This is a genomic window from Inquilinus sp. NPDC058860, assembly GCF_042743185.1.
Lineage (GTDB): Bacteria > Pseudomonadota > Alphaproteobacteria > DSM-16000 > Inquilinaceae > Inquilinus.
This window is the reverse complement of record NZ_JBHYMS010000071.1, coordinates 20,602-36,789: the sequence shown is the minus strand read 5'-3', so window position 1 is coordinate 36,789 and position 16,188 is coordinate 20,602. Positions and strand designations below refer to the sequence as shown.

Below are 16,188 nucleotides of genomic sequence, written 5' to 3'. Positions count from 1 at the left end.
TCGCTCAACACGCTGGCGGATCTGCCCCGCGATCCTTTTCCCATTCGCGCGCGGACGCGCGCAGACCCCTCCCCCTGCCCCCCTCCCGCAAGGGGAGGGGGGACTTGAGAGGAAGTGCGGGCGAAGGGTCCGCCGGCGGTCAGCGCCAGGCGCTGGGCGTCGCGCCGGCGGGCGCGGTCGAGATCGGCGGCCAGGATGGCGGCGGAGACCTGGTGGAAGCGGTCGGCCTCGGCCGCCAGGTCGAAGCGGTTGGCGCGGTCCAGCAGGTTGCGGTCGGCCGGGTCGATCACCGCCTCGCCCTGCATCGCGCCGAGGATGGCCCCGGCCATGCAGCCGATGGAATCGGTGTCGCGGCCGGAATTCACGCCATCCACGATCGCCGCCCGGAAGTCGCCGTCATGGATCAGGCAGAAGCCGAGCGCCAGCGGCAGCTCCTCGATCGCCCGCAGGCGCGACGGGGTGTAGTCGTTCGTCGGCACCCCCGCCGTTTCCACCCGGCGGTGGACATTGTCGCCCATGCTGGAGTAGCGGCCGATGACCGACTGGAACTCCGCCGTCACCCGGGCGTGGTCGGCGCGGTGGGGCTTCAGCCGCCGTGCCGCCTCGGCGATGTCGGCGATGGCGGCGCGGGTGCCGTCCTTGGCCAGCTCGATCGCGGTCTCAACCACCGTTTCAACGGTGGTGCCGGGCACCATGGCGGCGGCGACGCAGGCGGCCATCACCCCCGCCGCCTCCAGCCCGTAGCTGTGCTGGTGCCCGGCGGCGAGGTCGACCGCCTCGTCATAGGCCGCCTTCGGGTCGCAGGCATTCACCGCTCCGACCGGGGCGATGTACATGGCGGCACCGCAATTGACCATGTTGCCGATGCCGCCCTCGCGCGGATCGCAGCTGGTCAGCTGGTGGCGCTGGAAGATCCACTTCTCCGGGTAGAACAGCCGCTCGATCAGCATGGTCTCGCGCTGCATCTCGGGGATCCAGCGCGGCGTCCAGGCGATCTGGCGGACCATGCCGCCGGCCATGTCCCAGGCGTCGAGATGGCGGCCCGCCTCCTCGTAGACCGCCATCAGGCACAGCGTCATCAGCGTGTCGTCGGTGACGATGCCGTGGCCGCGGATCCGGCCGCCGCGCTCCGCCTCCGACAGCGCCATGCGGTGCCAGTCGACATCGAGCGAGGTGACCCGGCCGTAGCGCTGCCGGATCTCGGCCGCGGACAGCTTCTCGATCGTGGCGCCCAGGGCGTCGCCGAACGCGACGCCATGCAGCATGCCCCGGATCCGGCCTTTCAGCGACGGCCCCGCCTCAGTTCGTTCCATTCAGCTTGGTCCTCGCATATTCGGTGATCTCGGCGCCGCCCTTGGCGTTCCACTCGGCGACGTACTCGTCCCACTTGTCGATCGGCAGCTCGCCGGAAATGAACTTCCAGGCATAGCTGCGGTAGACGTTCTCCGCCGCGTCCAGCCGGGCCGTGTATTCGCTGGGAAAGACGAAGGCGTCGTCCGGCGCGTAGTATTTCTGGGCCAGCGCGACCGACTTCTCGGCCTGCTCCGACATCAGCGGCGCCGGCGGCGTCCAGGCGTCCGGCTGGTCGATGATGAAGCGCGGATACCAGGTCGCCATCTTGTCGGTGGTCTTGATCGCACCGCCGTCCTTGACCCACTCCTCGCCCTCGAAGCCCATGCGGTCGATCGCCTGGCCCTCGGGGCTGGCCATGAAGTCCATCAGCGCGACCACGTCCTCCTTGTGCTCGGAGATGGCGGACATGGCGAAGCCGCGGCTCTCGCGGCTGACGTCGACGGCGCGCAGCCCCTGCCCGCCCGGGCCCTTCGGCGGGTCCAGCGGCACCAGGGCCGTGCCCGGATGCACCTGGCGCATCTTGCCCTGGTAGATGTCCATGTTGACGCCGACCACGCCGAGGATCACGCCGACCCGGCCGGAGTAGAACTTGTCCTCGCGCGTGTCCCACTTGGTGGTGATGAAGTCGGGATCCAGCAGCCCTTCCGCGAACAGCTTGCGGTAATAGGCGATCTTGTCGCGCTCCTGCGTCGAGACGCGGGCGTGGATCCACTGGCCGGAGGCATCCTTCAGCCAGGTGCCGCTGACGCCGAAGGCCTGGTTGAAGATCTCGTCCAGCTCGTCCGTGGCGCCGGCCGGTGGGATGGTCGCGACCGTGATGCCGTAGCTGTCCTTCTTGCCGTTGCCGTCGAGATCGCCGTCCACGATCTTGCGGAACAGGGCTTCCCAGTCGTCGAGGGTCTGCGGCGCCGGCAGGCCGGTCTTCTCCAGCCAGTCCTGGCGCATCACCCCGACCTTGGCCCGCACCGGGAACGGGTAGATCAGATAGGGGTAGTTCTCGAGCCGCGGCTTGTTGTGCGCCCACAGCGCCTGCTTCAGGTTCGGCGCCTTGTCCAGCCAGGGCCGCCAGTCCTCCAGGAGGCCCTGCTCGACGATCTTCTGGTCGCCGCCCTGGAAATAGATCAGGTCGGGGATGTCGCCCGACAGCAGCATCAGCGACAGCTTGTCGGCATAGCCGCCGGGCGGCACGTCGACCAGGTCGATCTTGATCGGATGGCCCTTGGCGGCCATCCCCGCCTCGATCGCCGCCACCAGCTTGACGTCGTCCGGGTTCGACTTGGTGAAGTCCTTGCTGACGACGCGGATCGTCACCGGGTCGGCGGCCTGCGCCGACGCGCCCAGCGCCGCCGCGAACACCAGGGCCAGCGCGGGCCCCAGAAGCATCTTGTTCATTGCGTCTCCTCCTCGGTTTTTTGATTGAGGGTCATGGCGGCGGGTCATCCCTTCACGGCCCCGCTCATCGTGCCCTTGGTGAAGAACTTCAGGATCAGCGGGTAGATCGCCAGCACCGGGATCAGGGTCAGGATGATCATCCCGGCCTTCAGTGCCCTGAGGTCGATCTGGCTGCCGCCGGTGTATTTGTTCATGGCGTCCAGCCCGACCATCAGCGACTTGTCGCCCTCGACCACGAACTGGCGCAGCACCACCTGCAGCGGCCACATTCCGGGGTCGTTCAGGTAGATCATCGCCCGGAAATACTCGTTCCAGTGCAGCACCGTGTAGAACAGGGTGATGGTGGCGATCGCCGGCAGCGCCAAGGGCGCCACCACGTACCAGAGGGTCTGCAGCGGCGAGGCGCCCTCCATCTCGGCCGCCTCCAAGAGCTCCTTCGGGATCTCCTCGAAGAAGCGGATCAGCACGATCAGGTACCAGGCGAAGACGCCGCGGTAGAGGATCACCGACCAGTAGGAGTTGAGCAGGCCGAGCTGCTTCATCACCAGGTAGTCCGGCACCACCCCGGGCTCGAACACCACGGTCACCAGGATGAAGACCAGGATTGCCCGCCGCCCCGGCAGCCCCTCGCGCGACAGGGCCCAGGCCATCAGCGTGGTGGCGACGACGTTGATCACCGTGCCGGCGATGGTGATCAGCAGGCTGTTGGCCAGACCCTTCAGCACCTGCGGATGGGTCAGCAGCACCTGCCAGACGTCGAGCGAGAAGCCGTGCGGCAGCACGGCCAGGCCGCTCATCCCCGGCACCTCGGCGCTGTCGGACAGCGACACCGCCAGCAGGTTCAGGATCGGCTGGACCGTCACCACCACCATCAGCAGCAGGGTCGAGCAGATGATGGCGTATTCGATGCGCTCGAGCGGGGTCCGGCGGATGCGAGTGGCGGCCATCACCACACCCCCTTGCCGGTGATGCGCTTGGAGACGAAATGGGCGGCCAGGATCATGGCCATGCCGATCACCGCCTTGAACACGCCGGCGGCGGTGGCATAGGCGTATTCGCCGCCGACCAGGCCCATGCGGTAGACATAGGTGTCGAGGATGTCGATCCGGTCGCGGATCGCATCGTTGGAGAAGTTGAACACCTGGTCGAAGCCGGCGCTCATGAAGGCGCCGAGATTGAGGATGAAGACCGTCGCCATGGTCGGAACCAGGGCCGGCAGGGTGACGTGCCAGATCTTGCGCCAGCGGCCTGCCCCGTCGATCGTCGCGGCGTCGTAGAGCTGCGGGTCGATCGCCATCGCCGCGGCGAGGAACAGAAGGGAATCCCAGCCGGCGCTGCGCCACATCTCGGAGAAGACCAGGACCCAGAGGATCGAGCCCTCCGAGGTCATGAACGGCACCGGCGCGAAGCCGAACAGGCCGAGGATGGCGTTGACCGTGCCGTCGGTCGGCGACAGCACGGCGATGAACACGCCGGCGATGACGATCCAGGACAGGAAATGCGGCAGGTAGATCGCCGACTGCACGAAGCGGCGGTAGCGCCGGCCCTGCACCTCGTTGACCAGCATCGCCACGATCACCGGCACCGGGAACAGGATGACCAGCTTCATGGCGCTGATCAGCACCGTGTTCCACAGCACCTGGTAGAAGACGGGGCTGTCGAACAGCGCCCGGAAATGCTTCAGCCCGACCCAGACGCTGGGGCCGATGATGCGGTAGTCCTGGAACGCCAGCTTGGCCTGCCAGATCGGCAGGTAGTGGAAGACCACGAAATACAGCAGGCCCGGCAGCAGCATCAGGTAGTAGCCGCGCCAGCGCCAGACCCGCCGCAGGGCGGATTCGCGGGCGATCCTGGGAACGTTCCCACCGAGGGCCGGAATCGAAGCCGGGGAGCTGTGATCGAGGCCGGTCATGTCAGGCGCTCTTCTTCCGGACCGTGCGCGCGGCCGGAGGCCGGACGCTGCGCAAAACCGGCGGCGGGGCGGCGACCGAGGCGCGCTCGACCACCCGGCAGGGCAGCACGGTGTGGACAATCTCGGCCTCGCCGTCGATCTCGGCCTGCAGCTGGCGCATCGCGTGGACGCCCATGTCGTAGCGCGGCTTGTCGACCGTGGTCAGGCCGGGATCGGTGAAGCTGCCGGCCTCGACCCCGTCCATGCCCATGATCGAGATGTCGCGCGGGCAGGCTAGGCCGGCAGCGCGGGCGGCCAGGATGGCGCCCACCGCCATCAGGTCGTTGGCGGCGAAGACCGCGGTCATCCGCCGGCCCTCCCGTTCGATCAGCCGGCGCGTCGCCGCCTGGCCGGATTCCGTGGTGTAGTCGCCCTCGTCCATCGGCAGGGAGGCAGGATCGAAGCCGTGGCGCTGCCAATGCGCCTGCGCCTCGGTGACGAAGCGGGTGCGGGCGACGCGCCGGTCGCGGCCGTTGATCAGGCCGATATGGCGGTGCCCGGCGGCGATCAGGTAGTCGAGGGCGAGGCGCACGCCCTGGGCGACGTCGCTGCGCACGCTGGAGAATTCGGGGAAGCGCTCGCCGGAGGAGCCGATCACCACCACCGGCGCCTCGGTCTGGCGCAGGAGGCCGCGATCGTCGGTCGCCGGATTGAGGATGATGCCGTCGACCCGGGCCTGGCGCAGCGCCTGCAGGTGGCGGCGCTCGCGCTCCGCATCCCAGTCGGAGCTGAAGATCAGCAGCGACCGCCTCGAAGCCTCCGCCCGGTCCTGGGCGCCGCGGGCGAGGTCGGCCCAGAACGGGTTCGAGATGTCGGGGATCACCAGGCCCATCATGCGGCTGCGGCCGGTGCGCAGCCCGAAGGCCAGGTGGTTGCGCTCGTAGCCGGACTGGCGGACCGCCTCCTCCACCCGCCGGCGGGTCTCGGCATGGACCGCGCCGACGCCGGACAGCACCCGCGCCACCGTCGTCTTCGACACGCCGGACAGGCGGGCGACATCGATGATCGTTGGCTGGCGCTTGCCGTTCAAAGGTGTCTCCCCCGGTGAAGCCGTTTCCCCGCCTCTCGGGCGGGTTGTGGGAACGTTACCAATTCCCGTCTCCACCCGTCAAGCGGGCATCGCGACGGCGATCATGCCGCACTCGTTCCGGAACTGGAAAGACTCTTTTCCCAGCACGGAAAGAATCTGCGAGCGGCCCGGAACCGAACCGCGCGGCCGCTATTGACGCTGATGAGGCCGCGTTGCGGCGCGTTTCCGTCGCGGGCGGCCTCGCCGAGATCCCGATGCCAGCGGGTGCAGCCGCCTCGGTGCGTCCCGCCGCAGACAGGAAGAAATACTTCGGACGGAAGCGAAGCGATTTCTTTTGCCCGACAATAATTTCTGCGCGAAGGCCACGTGAATATCGGGACGGACAGGGAAGAAAGATCGTTTCAATTTACAAAACATTCACATTTGCTGGTGCGAATCGGAGTGCACGGACGGACGAATGAACCATAATGACTCTAATACTAAAGATGGAGTGGTGGATGAGCGACGATCGCGACGAGCGGATCCGGCGCCGCGCCTATGAGATCTGGGAGGCGCTGGGCCGGCCCGAGGGCGGACAGCAGCAGCACTGGGCCGAGGCCGAGGCGGAGATCCTGGGCGAGGAGAGCCAGGGCACCGGCAGCGTGCCCGAAGGGGCGGAGGAGCTGGACCCCGATGGCGCGCCGAAGCGGGGCTGACCGGACGCGGGTCCTGCGGCCGGAGGGCGGGCGATGACCCCGCCGGCCGCCGCCCGTGCCGCTCCGGCGTCGCAGCCCGAGCGCACCGCCCATGCCATGCCCTTCGGCGCCGAGCTGCGCCTGGACGGCGGCACCCGCTTCCGCCTGTGGGCGCCCGATGCCGAAGCCGTGACCCTGCTGCTCGGCCAGGACGGCGTCCCCCTGCCGCTGGAGCGGCTGGACGACGGCTGGTTCGGCCGCACCGTGACGGGCGCGCCGGCGGGCTCGCCCTACCGCTACCGCTTGGCCGACGGCACCGAGGTGCCCGACCCGGCCTCGCGCGCCCAGGCGGGCGGCCCCTTCGGCCCGTCCCTGGTCTGCGACCCGGACGCCTTCGAGTGGCAGGCCGAGGGCTGGCACGGCCGGCCCTGGCACGAGGCGGTGATCTACGAGCTGCATTGCGGAGCCATCGGCCGGCCCGGCGGCTTCGCGGCGGTGGAGCGGCGGCTGGACCACCTCGCCGAACTCGGCGTCACCGCGATCGAGCTGATGCCGGTCGCCGATTTCCCCGGGGCGCGCGGCTGGGGCTATGACGGGGTGCTGCCCTTCGCTCCCGCCTCGATCTACGGCACGCCGGACGACCTGAAGCGCCTGGTCGACGCGGCGCATATGCGCGGGCTGATGGTGCTGCTGGACGTCGTCTACAACCATTTCGGCCCAGCCGGGAACTTCCTGCCGCTCTACGCCAAATCCTTCTTCGATGCGGACCGGCCCACGCCCTGGGGCCCGGCGATCGACTTCCGCCGGCCCCAGGTGCGCGCCTTCTTCCGCCACAACGCGCTGTACTGGCTGGAGGAGTTCCGCCTCGACGGGCTGCGCTTCGACGCCGTGCACGCGATCCGGGACGACAGCCGGCCGGACATCCTGACCGAGATCGCCGACGCCGTCCGCGCCGCCTTCCCCGACCGACACATCCATCTGGTGCTGGAGAACGACCGCAACGAGGCTCGCCGCCTGGCCGGCTCGCCTTGCGTCTCCGCGTGCTACGACGCGCAGTGGAACGACGATGTCCACCACGCCGCCCATGCCGCGCTGACCGGCGAGGCCGACGGCTACTACGCCGACTATGCCGACGCGCCGGTGGCCCGCCTGGGGCGGGCGCTGGCCGAAGGCTTCGTCTACCAGGGCGACTGGTCGGAGCGGCGGCGGGCCCCGCGCGGCGAGCCCAGCGCCCATCTGCCGCCGACCGCCTTCGTCAATTTCCTGCAGAACCACGACCAGATCGGCAACCGCGCCCTCGGCGACCGGCTGGCCGCCCTGGCCGAGCCGGCGGCGGTGGAGGCGATGACGGCGGTGCTGCTGCTGGCGCCGCAGATCCCGCTGCTGTTCATGGGCGAGGAATGGGGCAGCCGCCAGCCTTTCCCCTTCTTCTGCGACTTCGAGGGCGAGCTGGCCGACGCGGTGCGCCGCGGCCGGCGCGAGGAGTTCGCGCAATTCGCCGGCTTCGCCGACGCGGCCGAGACCCTGCCCGACGCGCTCGACCCCGCCACCTTCGAGTCCGCCGTGCTGCAGCCCGACGACGGCGATCCCCAGGCCGCCCGCCGGCTCGACCTGGTGCGCCGGCTGCTCGACATCCGGCGGCGGCGGGTGGTGCCGCTGCTGGCGCCGCACCGGATCGGCCCGGGCATCGACCGCAGCCGCGGCCGGATGCTGGACGTCGCCTGGATGCTGCGGGGCGGCGGCTGGCTGCGCATCGTCGCCCATCTGGCGCCGGACCGGGGCCCCGCCTGGGACATGCCGTCCGGCGAGATCCTGTTCGAGAGCGCCACCAGCCTCGCCGCCGCCCTGCCCGACGGCGTCACGGGCTGGGGCACGGTCGTGGCGCTGGAGCCCGCGGCATGACCGCGATGACCCACCCGCCGCGCGCCACCGCCCGGCTGCAGCTCCATGCCGGCTTCACGCTGGACGACGCCCGCGCCGCCCTGCCCTATCTCGCCCGGCTCGGCATCAGCCATGTCTACGCCTCGCCGCTGCTGGCCGCCCGGCCCGGCTCGGTCCACGGCTACGACGTGATCGACCCGACCCGGATCGACCGGGAGCGCGGCGGCGAGGCCGGCTTCGAGCGCTTCGCCGAGGCGCTGCGGTCGCAGGACTTGAGCCTGATCCTCGACATCGTGCCGAACCACATGGCCGCCTGCCCGGACAATCCGTGGTGGCGCGACGTGCTGGAGCACGGCCGGGCCAGCCCGCACGCCGCGGTGTTCGACATCGACTGGGACGCGCCGGCCCATCCCGGCCGGGTGCTGCTGCCGGTCCTCGGCCGGCGCTACGGCGAGGCGCTGCGCGCCGGCGACGTCCGGCTGCATCGCGACCCCGCCACCGGCCGCCCCGTCGTCTCGGTTCCCGGCCACACCCTGCCCCTCGCCCCCGGCACGGTGGAGACGATCGACGAGAGCCCGGGCCCCGACGCGCTGCACGCGATCCTGGAACGGCAGCACTACCGCCTGGCCCATTGGCGGGTGGCGGCGGCCGAGATCAACTACCGCCGCTTCTTCGACATCGACGGCCTGGTGGCGGTGCGGGTCGAGGACCCGGCGGTGTTCGACGCCGTGCACGGCCGCATCCTGGGCGCCGTCGCCGCCGGGCATGTCCAGGGGCTGCGCATCGACCATGTCGACGGGCTGGCCGATCCGGGCGCCTACCTGGCCCGGCTGCGCCAGGCGGTCGACGCCGTCCGCCCCGCCGGCGCGCCCTTCGCCATCTGGGTCGAGAAGATCCTGGCCGAGCGCGAGGACCTGCCCGCCGACTGGCCGGTCGAGGGCACCACCGGCTACGAGGTCGCCAACGCGATCCATGCGCTGCAGCTCGACCCGGCCGCCGCCGGCCCGGTCCGCGCCGCCCATGCCCGCTTCACCGGCGACCAGGGCAGCATGGCCGGCACCATCCGCCGCTGCCGCCGCGCGGTGATCGAAGGCAGCCTGGCCGCGCCTTTCGAGGCGCTGGTCGACGCCGTCGACCGCCTGGCCTATGCCGGCTGGGAGAGCCGCGACCTGACCCGCGCCGCCCTGCGCGACGCCCTGGCCGCGGTGATCGAGCAGCTGCAGGCCTATCGCGGCTATCCCGGCGGGACCTTCGGCCTCGACGCCGCCATCGCCCGGGCGCGCGACGCCGTGCCCGGGCCGGCGCTCGACCTGGTGGCGAAGCTCGTCTCCGGCCGGATCCCGGGCGGCGAGGCCGCCCTGGTCCTGCGGCGCTTCCAGCAGCTGACCGGCGCGGTCGCGGCCAAGGCGGTGGAGGACACGGCCTTCTACCGCCACCTCCCCCTCGCCTCGCTGAACGAGGTCGGCGGCTGGCCGGAGCGGTTCGGCCTCGCGCCCGACGACTTCCACGCGGTCTTCGCCCGCCGCCGGCGCGACTGGCCGGACGCCCTGTCGGCGCTGTCGACCCACGACCACAAGCGCGGCGCCGATGTCCGCGCCCGCCTCGCGGCGCTCACCGAGCTGGCGCCGGACTGGCAGTCCGGCCTCGCCGCCTGGTCCGCCCTGCTGGCGCCCCATCGCGGCGGCAGCGACGACCGCCCGGTGCCGAGCCGCCGGCACGAGCACCTGTTCTATCAGACCGTGATCGGCACCTGGCCCGCCGGCGGCCCGGACGCGGCCCATGCCGACCGGATCGCGGCCTATCTGCTGAAGGCGGCGCGCGAGGGCAAGGACGAGACCAGCTGGACCGACCCGGACCAGGCCTACGAAGCCGGGCTGGACCGCTTCGTCCGCGCCGCGCTCGATCCGGCCGGCCCGTTCCCGGCCGCGATCGCGCCCTTCGCCGAACGGGTGGCCCGCATCGGCGCCATCGACGGCCTGGCCCAGCTGGCGATGCAGATGACCCTGCCCGGCGTGCCCGACCTGTACCAGGGCACCGAGGAATGGGACCTGTCGCTGGTCGACCCCGACAACCGCCGCCCGGTCGACTGGGCCCGGCTGGACCGGCAGCTCGATGCGGTGGCCGAGGCCGATCCGGCGGAGCTCGCCGCCGCCTGGCCGGACGGGCGGATCAAGCATTGGCTGGCGGCGCGGCTGCTGCGCCTGCGCCGCGACGACCCGGCCCTGTTCGCCCGCGGCGGCTATGCGCCGGTGCCGGCGCAAGGCCCGGCGGCGGCCCATGTCGTGGCCTGGCGCCGGTCGCTGGACGGCCGGCACCTGGTGGTCGCCGTGCCGCGCCTGGTCGCCGGCAAGCTGAACGGGGCTTTGGGCCTGACCGGCTTCGACGGCACGGCGCTGTCGCTGCCGGATGTGGCGGATGGTGGGGGTGACGTGCGGGGGGATGGGGGCAGCCGGGCCGATCTCGGCCCCGTCTTCGGCCGGCTGCCGGTGTTCCTGCATCAGATAGGAGGTCGCGATGGTCAATAGGATGCTTCGCCTGATCTCGAACCCCGCCGCGCAGGGCGGGCTCGGCCTGCCGCTGCCCCGCACCCCCGCCGGCCCCGACGAGCCGCAGCGCGAGCATTTCGAGCGGCTGGGCCTGACGGTCGCGGCCACCGGGCCGGAGCGGGTGGAGCTGACCGGCTGCTTCGCCGAGCGGGTCGACATCCGCGCCGTCGCCCGCCCGCCGGGGGACGAGGAGGAGCCGGCGCCGGTGGTCTGGGACGTGCTCGGCCATTGGCGCAAGCGGCGCCGCCTGTGCCTGCACCCCACCGATCTGGACGAATGGCTCGGCCTGCGCCCGATCGACGCCTTCGCCCTGCTGCGCGGCCTCAGGAACGATGCGCTGGCCGAGGCGCTGGGACCGACGGCGGCGACCGACGTGTTCGACTGGCGCGGCCACCGGGTGCTCAACCCGTTCCGCGACCGCTTCGGCAACGAGACCAGCCCGGCCTGCGAATACGGGGCGGATTACCGGCTGTGGCGGTCCCGCTGGCGCGAGGCGCTGTGACAGGCGACGGAGGCGAAGCATCTCTGGATCAGAGGGAGCCTATTGCCTCTCCCGCTTGCGGGAGAGGTCGGAAATCCGCAGGATTTCCGGGTGAGGGCCTCTCGGTCTTCCCGAGAGCGGTGGCCTTGCGGCGGGCGAGCGGACGATCCGCGCAGTCTTCCGCAGCAGTGGTGCCCGTGATCGCGGCTGCAAGCCCTCACCCGGAGCCGCTGACGCGGCTCCGACCTCTCCCGCAAGCGGGAGAGGCAATTGGTTTGTGCCCGAGAGGACATGGGACCGCGATAGAGCCGGCCGGAGGGGAACAAGCGGATGAAGAAGGTACGACCGGCGGCCGTGCGGGTGCTGGAGGGGCAGCCCTTCCCGCTCGGCGCCACCTGGGACGGGCTGGGCGTGAACTTCGCCCTGTTCTCGGCCAACGCCACCAGGGTCGAGCTGTGCCTGTTCGACGACGAGGGCAAGCGCGAGCTCGCCCGGGTCGAGCTGCCGGAATACACCGACGAGGTCTGGCACGGCTACCTGCCCGACGCCCGCCCCGGCACCATCTACGGCTACCGCGTGCACGGCCCCTGGGAGCCGGCGGCCGGCCACCGCTTCAACCCGAACAAGCTGCTGCTCGACCCCTATGCCAAGCGGCTGGTCGGCCAACTGGCCTGGGACGACGCGCTGTTCGGCTACACCATCGGCGCGCCGGAGGAGGACCTGTCCTTCGACGACCGCGACAGCGCCCCCTTCATGCCGAAATGCCGGGTGGTCGACCCCGCCTTCACCTGGGGCCGGTCGCGCCCGCCCGCGATCGGCTGGGACCGCAGCGTGGTCTACGAGCTGCATGTCCGCGGCTACACCATGCGCCACCCGGCCGTGCCGCGGCGCCAGCGCGGCACCTTCGCCGGGCTCGGCCACCCCGAGGTGGTCGGCCACCTGCGCGCTCTCGGCGTCACCGCGGTCGAGCTCATGCCGGTGCACGCCTTCATCCAGGACCGCCATCTGCTGGAGCGGTCCTTGAGCAATTTCTGGGGCTACAACACCATCGGCTTCTTCGCCCCGCACCCGCTCTACTCCGCCACCGGTGAGACCGCGGAGTTCAAGGAGATGGTGGCCCGGCTGCACGATGCCGGGCTCGAGGTCATCCTCGACGTCGTCTACAACCACACCGCCGAGGGCAACGAGCGCGGGCCCACCCTCTCGCTCAAGGGCATCGACAACGCCTCCTACTACCGGCTGGCGGAGGACAGGCGCTGGTACATCAACGACACCGGCACCGGGAACACGCTGAACCTCAGCCACCAGCGGGTGCTGCAGATGGTGACCGACAGCCTGCGGTACTGGGTGACCGAGATGGGGGTGGACGGCTTCCGCTTCGACCTCGCCACCATCCTCGGCCGCGAGACGCACGGCTTCGACGAGAATGGCGGCTTCCTCGACACCTGCCGCCAGGACCCGGTGCTGGCCGGGGTGAAGCTGATCGCCGAGCCCTGGGACCTCGGCCCCGGCGGCTACCAGGTCGGCGGCTTCCCGCCGGGATGGGCGGAGTGGAACGACCGCTTCCGCAACACCGTGCGCGGCTTCTGGAAGGGCGACGAGGGCCAGGTGGCCGACCTCGCCTCCCGCCTCGCCGCCTCGGGCGACCTGTTCAACCGGCGCGGCCGCCGGCCCTGGGCCAGCGTCAACTTCGTCACCGCCCATGACGGCTTCACCCTGAACGACCTCGTCTCCTACAACGACCGGCACAACGAGGCGAATGGCGAGGGCAACCGCGACGGCCATGCCGACAACCTGTCCTGGAACCACGGCGCCGAGGGCCCGACCCAGGACCCCGCGATCCGGACCCTGCGCGAGCGCCAGAAGCGCAACCTGCTGGCCACCCTTCTCCTGGCCCAGGGCACGCCGATGCTGCTGGGCGGCGACGAGTTCGGCCGCACCCAGCAGGGCAACAACAACGCCTATTGCCAGGACAACGAGATCGGCTGGGTGGATTGGGAGGCGATCGGCGAGGACGGCCTCCGGCTGGTCCATTTCACCCGCCGGCTGACCGCGCTGCGCCAGCGCTTCCCGGTGCTGCGCCGCAGCCGCTTCCTGACCGGCCTCTACAACGAGGAGCTGGACGTCAAGGACGTAGCCTGGCTGCGCCCGGACGGGCGCGAGATGGAGAACGGCGACTGGTCCAACCCGCAGACCCGCTGCCTGGGCATGCTGATCGACGGCCGCGCCCAGCCGACCGGCATCCGCCGCCGCGGCTCCGAGGCGACGCTCATGCTCCTCCTGAACGCCCACCACGAGCCGGTGCCCTTCCTGCTGCCGGAGGTCCCCGACGGCGCCTTCTGGACCGCCCTGGTCGACACGGCCGAGCCGGAGGCGGCGCCGAAGGGGCACCTGCCGGCGGGGGAGACGTTTGCGCTGCAGGGCCGGGCGGTGGTGCTGCTGTCGGCGCAGACGGGGGTGTGAGGGAAGACCACCATCTGACTCGTTACCGTCCTCATCCCATGTCTGCGCAACGCACCATGTCCCGCCGCGCGCAAGGCGCTCAACGGTTCATGATGCGCGCAAAAATTGCTTGGTGCAGCCATCGCGGCGTGGCCCACACCATCGCCACGGCGGCCTTGTTGTTGAAGCCTGGAACGACGCTGATGCGGCCAGTGTCCAGCGCATGAATCCCCGCCCACACCACCGGTGCCGGCTTCATCATCAGCAGCTTGAGCCCCAACGTGATCTTCTGCTTCGCGGCCTGCGCAAATCCGGTGTCAGAGATGCCGGGGCACAGCGAGGTAACAGTCACACCATCGCGCTTGAACTCACGGTGCAACGCATCGCCAAGGCGCAGCACATAGGCCTTGGCTGCGCCATAGACGGCCATGTTCTCCACGCCAAAGTAAGCCAGCAGACTGGCGACGAGCAGTATCTTTCCGCGCCCCCGCTCGCGCATGTCCTCACCGAAGAGCCGCGTCATGACCGTCAGGCTCGCGATGTCCAACTGCAATATGTCCAAGGCGCTCTGCATCGGTGTGTCGAGGAAGGGGCCTTGCAAGCCGTGACCTGCATTGTTGATCAGGATCTCAACTGCGATTCCGCGCTCGCGAAGGTTTGCGTGTAACCCGTTGACGGCGGCCAGGTCCGACAGATTGACCTGCTCCACGATGACTTTGACGCCATACTCCTGGTGCAGCGCCGCAGCCAAGGCCTGCAGTCGATCGAGCCGGCGTGCGACCAGAATCAACGGGTGGCCCTTGGCCGCGTACTGCCTTGCGAATTCTTCGCCAAAACCGCTGGACGCCCCGGTGATGAGGACCCAAGCGTCCCCGTGGGTAGCCATGATGTTTGCCTGTTGAAGTTATGTGAATCTGGAGGTGGCCGGCGTCCTTGGCTTTGAGGCAAGATTGGAGACCGATGGTCTTTAATATAGAAGACCATCGGTCTTTTATCAAGGGAAGTGTGATCCCGTATGAACTCGCCCATCTCATACGTTCGCGCTCGCTCCGCCGAGCAGAAGGAAGAGCGACGCCGCCACCTGCTGGCCACCGCTCGAGAAATGCTGCGCCAGAGCCCAGCGGTCCTCGAACTGGGAATCAACGAACTTGCGCGCCAGGCGCAGATGACGAAGTCGAACGTCTACCGGTATTTCGAAAGCAGCGAGGCCGTGCTGATGGACCTGCTCGTCGAAGAATATGCAGGGTGGCATGCTGAGCTGAGCGCGGCGCTGGCGCGCGGCGGCAAAGCCGGATCGAGCGTCGAACACATTGCCCGCGTCTTCGCCTCGACAATTTGTGCTCGGCCGTTGCTTTGCCGGCTGACCAGCATCCTGCCGTCCATCATCGAGCGCAAGGTGTCGCTCGAACGCATGGTCGATTTCAAACGCAGCCTGCTGGCCGTTCGGCAACGGGCAGCGCAGGACTTCCATGCCCGCGTGCCCAACATGCCGGTGCGAGCCTTTGAACAGGTGGTGAAGCATGCGCTGCCGCTCATCATTGGGCTTTGGCCGCTCAGCAACCCGGCAGAGATTGCCGCGCAAGTGATCGAGCTACCCGGCTTGGAGGGTCTGCGATACGACTTCGAGCAGGACCTCGAACATGCCCTGCTGACATTGATGCGGGGGATGGCCCAATCGTAGAAACCGTTCCGAGCCGGGATACTCCGTGCCACTGTCTGTTGCTTCGCTGGATCGCCAGCCGGTGACTGCTCCTGCCCGACAGCCCCGGAGCGGCATCGGCGAGCCTCCTCTCCGACCGCATCGCCTATGCTAACTTCCAAAGCCCGCCCAGCCGGAAGACCACCCCATGCCCGCCCTCCTCCCCGCCGAGCTCGCCTGGTACGTCACCGGGCGCTTCTACCAGGCCGAGCCGGACGGGCCGGTGGCGGATTACGGCTATTTCCTGCACCTGCCCTTCCTCGACGTGCCGCTGTTCGAGGGGCCACGCGGCGAGACGACCGCCCATTTCACCTTCGCCGCCCGGCCGTTCCAGGCGCATGGCGTCGACAACGGCGGACTGCAACTCGGGGTCGATCCGGTCGGGGAGTTCTCGCTGTACCTGCAGCGCCGGCCGGAAGGGACCTTCGACGACCCGGCCTCCTTCGCGCAAGGCGAGCGCATCGCCACCTTCCGCCGCGCCAGCCTGGTGGTCGGCACCACGGTCACCGCTCCCGACGACGCGACGGCGGCGCCGCTGGTCGGCACCAACGTGTTCTCCGCCCGGCTGGTGGAGAGCATGCCCTTCGACTTCGCCGGCGGCCGCCACGACGTCGCCGAGCATCTCGGCCGGGGCGTCACCCAGTTCGGCACCGCTGCCGGCACGCCGGTCCAGCCGACGCCGCAGGGCTTCACGCTGGTGGTGCCCTTCACCGGCTCGGCCATCGCGCTGGGTCGGTAG

At 70.0% G+C, this 16,188-nt stretch carries 13 protein-coding genes; 7 read left to right on the top strand and 6 right to left on the bottom strand.

What is annotated here, in order from left to right; translation table 11 throughout:
- From ACFW16_RS31890 to ACFW16_RS31870, 5 genes are all read right to left on the bottom strand, one after another.
- The coding region (locus tag ACFW16_RS31890; protein ID WP_380312948.1) for an ADP-ribosylglycohydrolase family protein at positions 1-1,313 on the bottom strand (1,313 nt) is incomplete at its 3' end.
- Positions 1,300-2,745 (bottom strand): extracellular solute-binding protein, encoded by a 1,446-nt coding sequence (locus ACFW16_RS31885; RefSeq protein ID WP_380312946.1) that lies wholly within the window; start codon positions 2,743-2,745, stop codon positions 1,300-1,302. The genes ACFW16_RS31890 and ACFW16_RS31885, both read right to left, overlap by 14 nt.
- A gap of 44 nt (positions 2,746-2,789) precedes the next feature.
- Positions 2,790-3,692 (bottom strand): carbohydrate ABC transporter permease, encoded by a 903-nt coding sequence (locus ACFW16_RS31880; RefSeq protein WP_380312944.1) that lies wholly within the window; start codon positions 3,690-3,692, stop codon positions 2,790-2,792.
- Positions 3,692-4,657 (bottom strand): ABC transporter permease, encoded by a 966-nt coding sequence (locus tag ACFW16_RS31875; RefSeq protein WP_380312942.1) that lies wholly within the window; start codon positions 4,655-4,657, stop codon positions 3,692-3,694. The genes ACFW16_RS31880 and ACFW16_RS31875 overlap by 1 nt, the downstream gene beginning before the upstream one ends.
- Before the next feature lies 1 nt (position 4,658).
- Positions 4,659-5,726 carry a LacI family DNA-binding transcriptional regulator gene (locus ACFW16_RS31870; protein ID WP_380312940.1) on the bottom strand — a complete coding sequence of 356 codons (1,068 nt, stop codon included), beginning with the start codon at positions 5,724-5,726 and terminating at the stop codon, positions 4,659-4,661.
- Positions 5,727-6,223: 497 nt separating this feature from the next.
- Here ACFW16_RS31870 and ACFW16_RS31865 point away from each other — a divergent pair, with 497 nt between their 5' ends.
- From ACFW16_RS31865 to glgX, 5 genes are all read left to right on the top strand, one after another.
- Complete coding sequence (locus ACFW16_RS31865) at positions 6,224-6,421, top strand: DUF2934 domain-containing protein (protein ID WP_380312938.1); 198 nt, start codon at positions 6,224-6,226, stop codon at positions 6,419-6,421.
- Positions 6,422-6,454: 33 nt separating this feature from the next.
- Positions 6,455-8,302 (top strand): malto-oligosyltrehalose trehalohydrolase, encoded by a 1,848-nt coding sequence (gene treZ, locus ACFW16_RS31860; protein WP_380312936.1) that lies wholly within the window; start codon positions 6,455-6,457, stop codon positions 8,300-8,302.
- The gene (gene treY / locus ACFW16_RS31855) at positions 8,299-10,806 is read left to right on the top strand and encodes a malto-oligosyltrehalose synthase (RefSeq protein ID WP_380312934.1); all 2,508 of its coding nucleotides are present in this window, start codon (positions 8,299-8,301) and stop codon (positions 10,804-10,806) included. The genes treZ and treY overlap by 4 nt, the downstream gene beginning before the upstream one ends.
- The gene (locus ACFW16_RS31850) at positions 10,796-11,329 is read left to right on the top strand and encodes a hypothetical protein (RefSeq protein WP_380312932.1); all 534 of its coding nucleotides are present in this window, start codon (positions 10,796-10,798) and stop codon (positions 11,327-11,329) included. Before treY ends, ACFW16_RS31850 begins: the two co-directional genes overlap by 11 nt.
- 309 nt (positions 11,330-11,638) lie before the next feature.
- Positions 11,639-13,771 (top strand): glycogen debranching protein GlgX, encoded by a 2,133-nt coding sequence (gene glgX, locus ACFW16_RS31845; protein ID WP_380312930.1) that lies wholly within the window; start codon positions 11,639-11,641, stop codon positions 13,769-13,771.
- Positions 13,772-13,850: 79 nt separating this feature from the next.
- Here the strand turns inward: glgX and ACFW16_RS31840 are convergent, their stop codons facing one another.
- Complete coding sequence (locus ACFW16_RS31840) at positions 13,851-14,636, bottom strand: SDR family NAD(P)-dependent oxidoreductase (RefSeq protein ID WP_380312929.1); 786 nt, start codon at positions 14,634-14,636, stop codon at positions 13,851-13,853.
- Between the two features lie 129 nt (positions 14,637-14,765).
- On the opposite strand from ACFW16_RS31840, the gene ACFW16_RS31835 reads away from it, so the two are divergent.
- On the top strand, positions 14,766-15,431 hold the full coding sequence (locus ACFW16_RS31835) for a hypothetical protein (protein WP_380312927.1): 666 nt from the start codon (positions 14,766-14,768) through the stop codon (positions 15,429-15,431).
- Between the two features lie 166 nt (positions 15,432-15,597).
- The gene (locus ACFW16_RS31830) at positions 15,598-16,188 is read left to right on the top strand and encodes a hypothetical protein (RefSeq protein ID WP_380312925.1); all 591 of its coding nucleotides are present in this window, start codon (positions 15,598-15,600) and stop codon (positions 16,186-16,188) included.

Excerpts from the sequence above, each read along its gene's own strand:
- ACFW16_RS31885 (WP_380312946.1), bottom strand. The coding sequence starts at position 2,745 with ATGAACAAGATGCTTCTGGGGCCCGCGCTGGCCCTGGTGTTCGCGGCG.
- ACFW16_RS31880 (WP_380312944.1), bottom strand. The coding sequence starts at position 3,692 with ATGGCCGCCACTCGCATCCGCCGGACCCCGCTCGAGCGCATCGAATAC.
- ACFW16_RS31875 (WP_380312942.1), bottom strand. The coding sequence starts at position 4,657 with ATGACCGGCCTCGATCACAGCTCCCCGGCTTCGATTCCGGCCCTCGGT.
- ACFW16_RS31865 (WP_380312938.1), top strand. The coding sequence starts at position 6,224 with ATGAGCGACGATCGCGACGAGCGGATCCGGCGCCGCGCCTATGAGATC.
- treZ (WP_380312936.1), top strand. The coding sequence starts at position 6,455 with ATGACCCCGCCGGCCGCCGCCCGTGCCGCTCCGGCGTCGCAGCCCGAG.
- treY (WP_380312934.1), top strand. The coding sequence starts at position 8,299 with ATGACCGCGATGACCCACCCGCCGCGCGCCACCGCCCGGCTGCAGCTC.
- ACFW16_RS31850 (WP_380312932.1), top strand. The coding sequence starts at position 10,796 with ATGGTCAATAGGATGCTTCGCCTGATCTCGAACCCCGCCGCGCAGGGC.
- glgX (WP_380312930.1), top strand. The coding sequence starts at position 11,639 with ATGAAGAAGGTACGACCGGCGGCCGTGCGGGTGCTGGAGGGGCAGCCC.
- ACFW16_RS31840 (WP_380312929.1), bottom strand. The coding sequence starts at position 14,636 with ATGGCTACCCACGGGGACGCTTGGGTCCTCATCACCGGGGCGTCCAGC.
- ACFW16_RS31835 (WP_380312927.1), top strand. The coding sequence starts at position 14,766 with ATGAACTCGCCCATCTCATACGTTCGCGCTCGCTCCGCCGAGCAGAAG.
- ACFW16_RS31830 (WP_380312925.1), top strand. The coding sequence starts at position 15,598 with ATGCCCGCCCTCCTCCCCGCCGAGCTCGCCTGGTACGTCACCGGGCGC.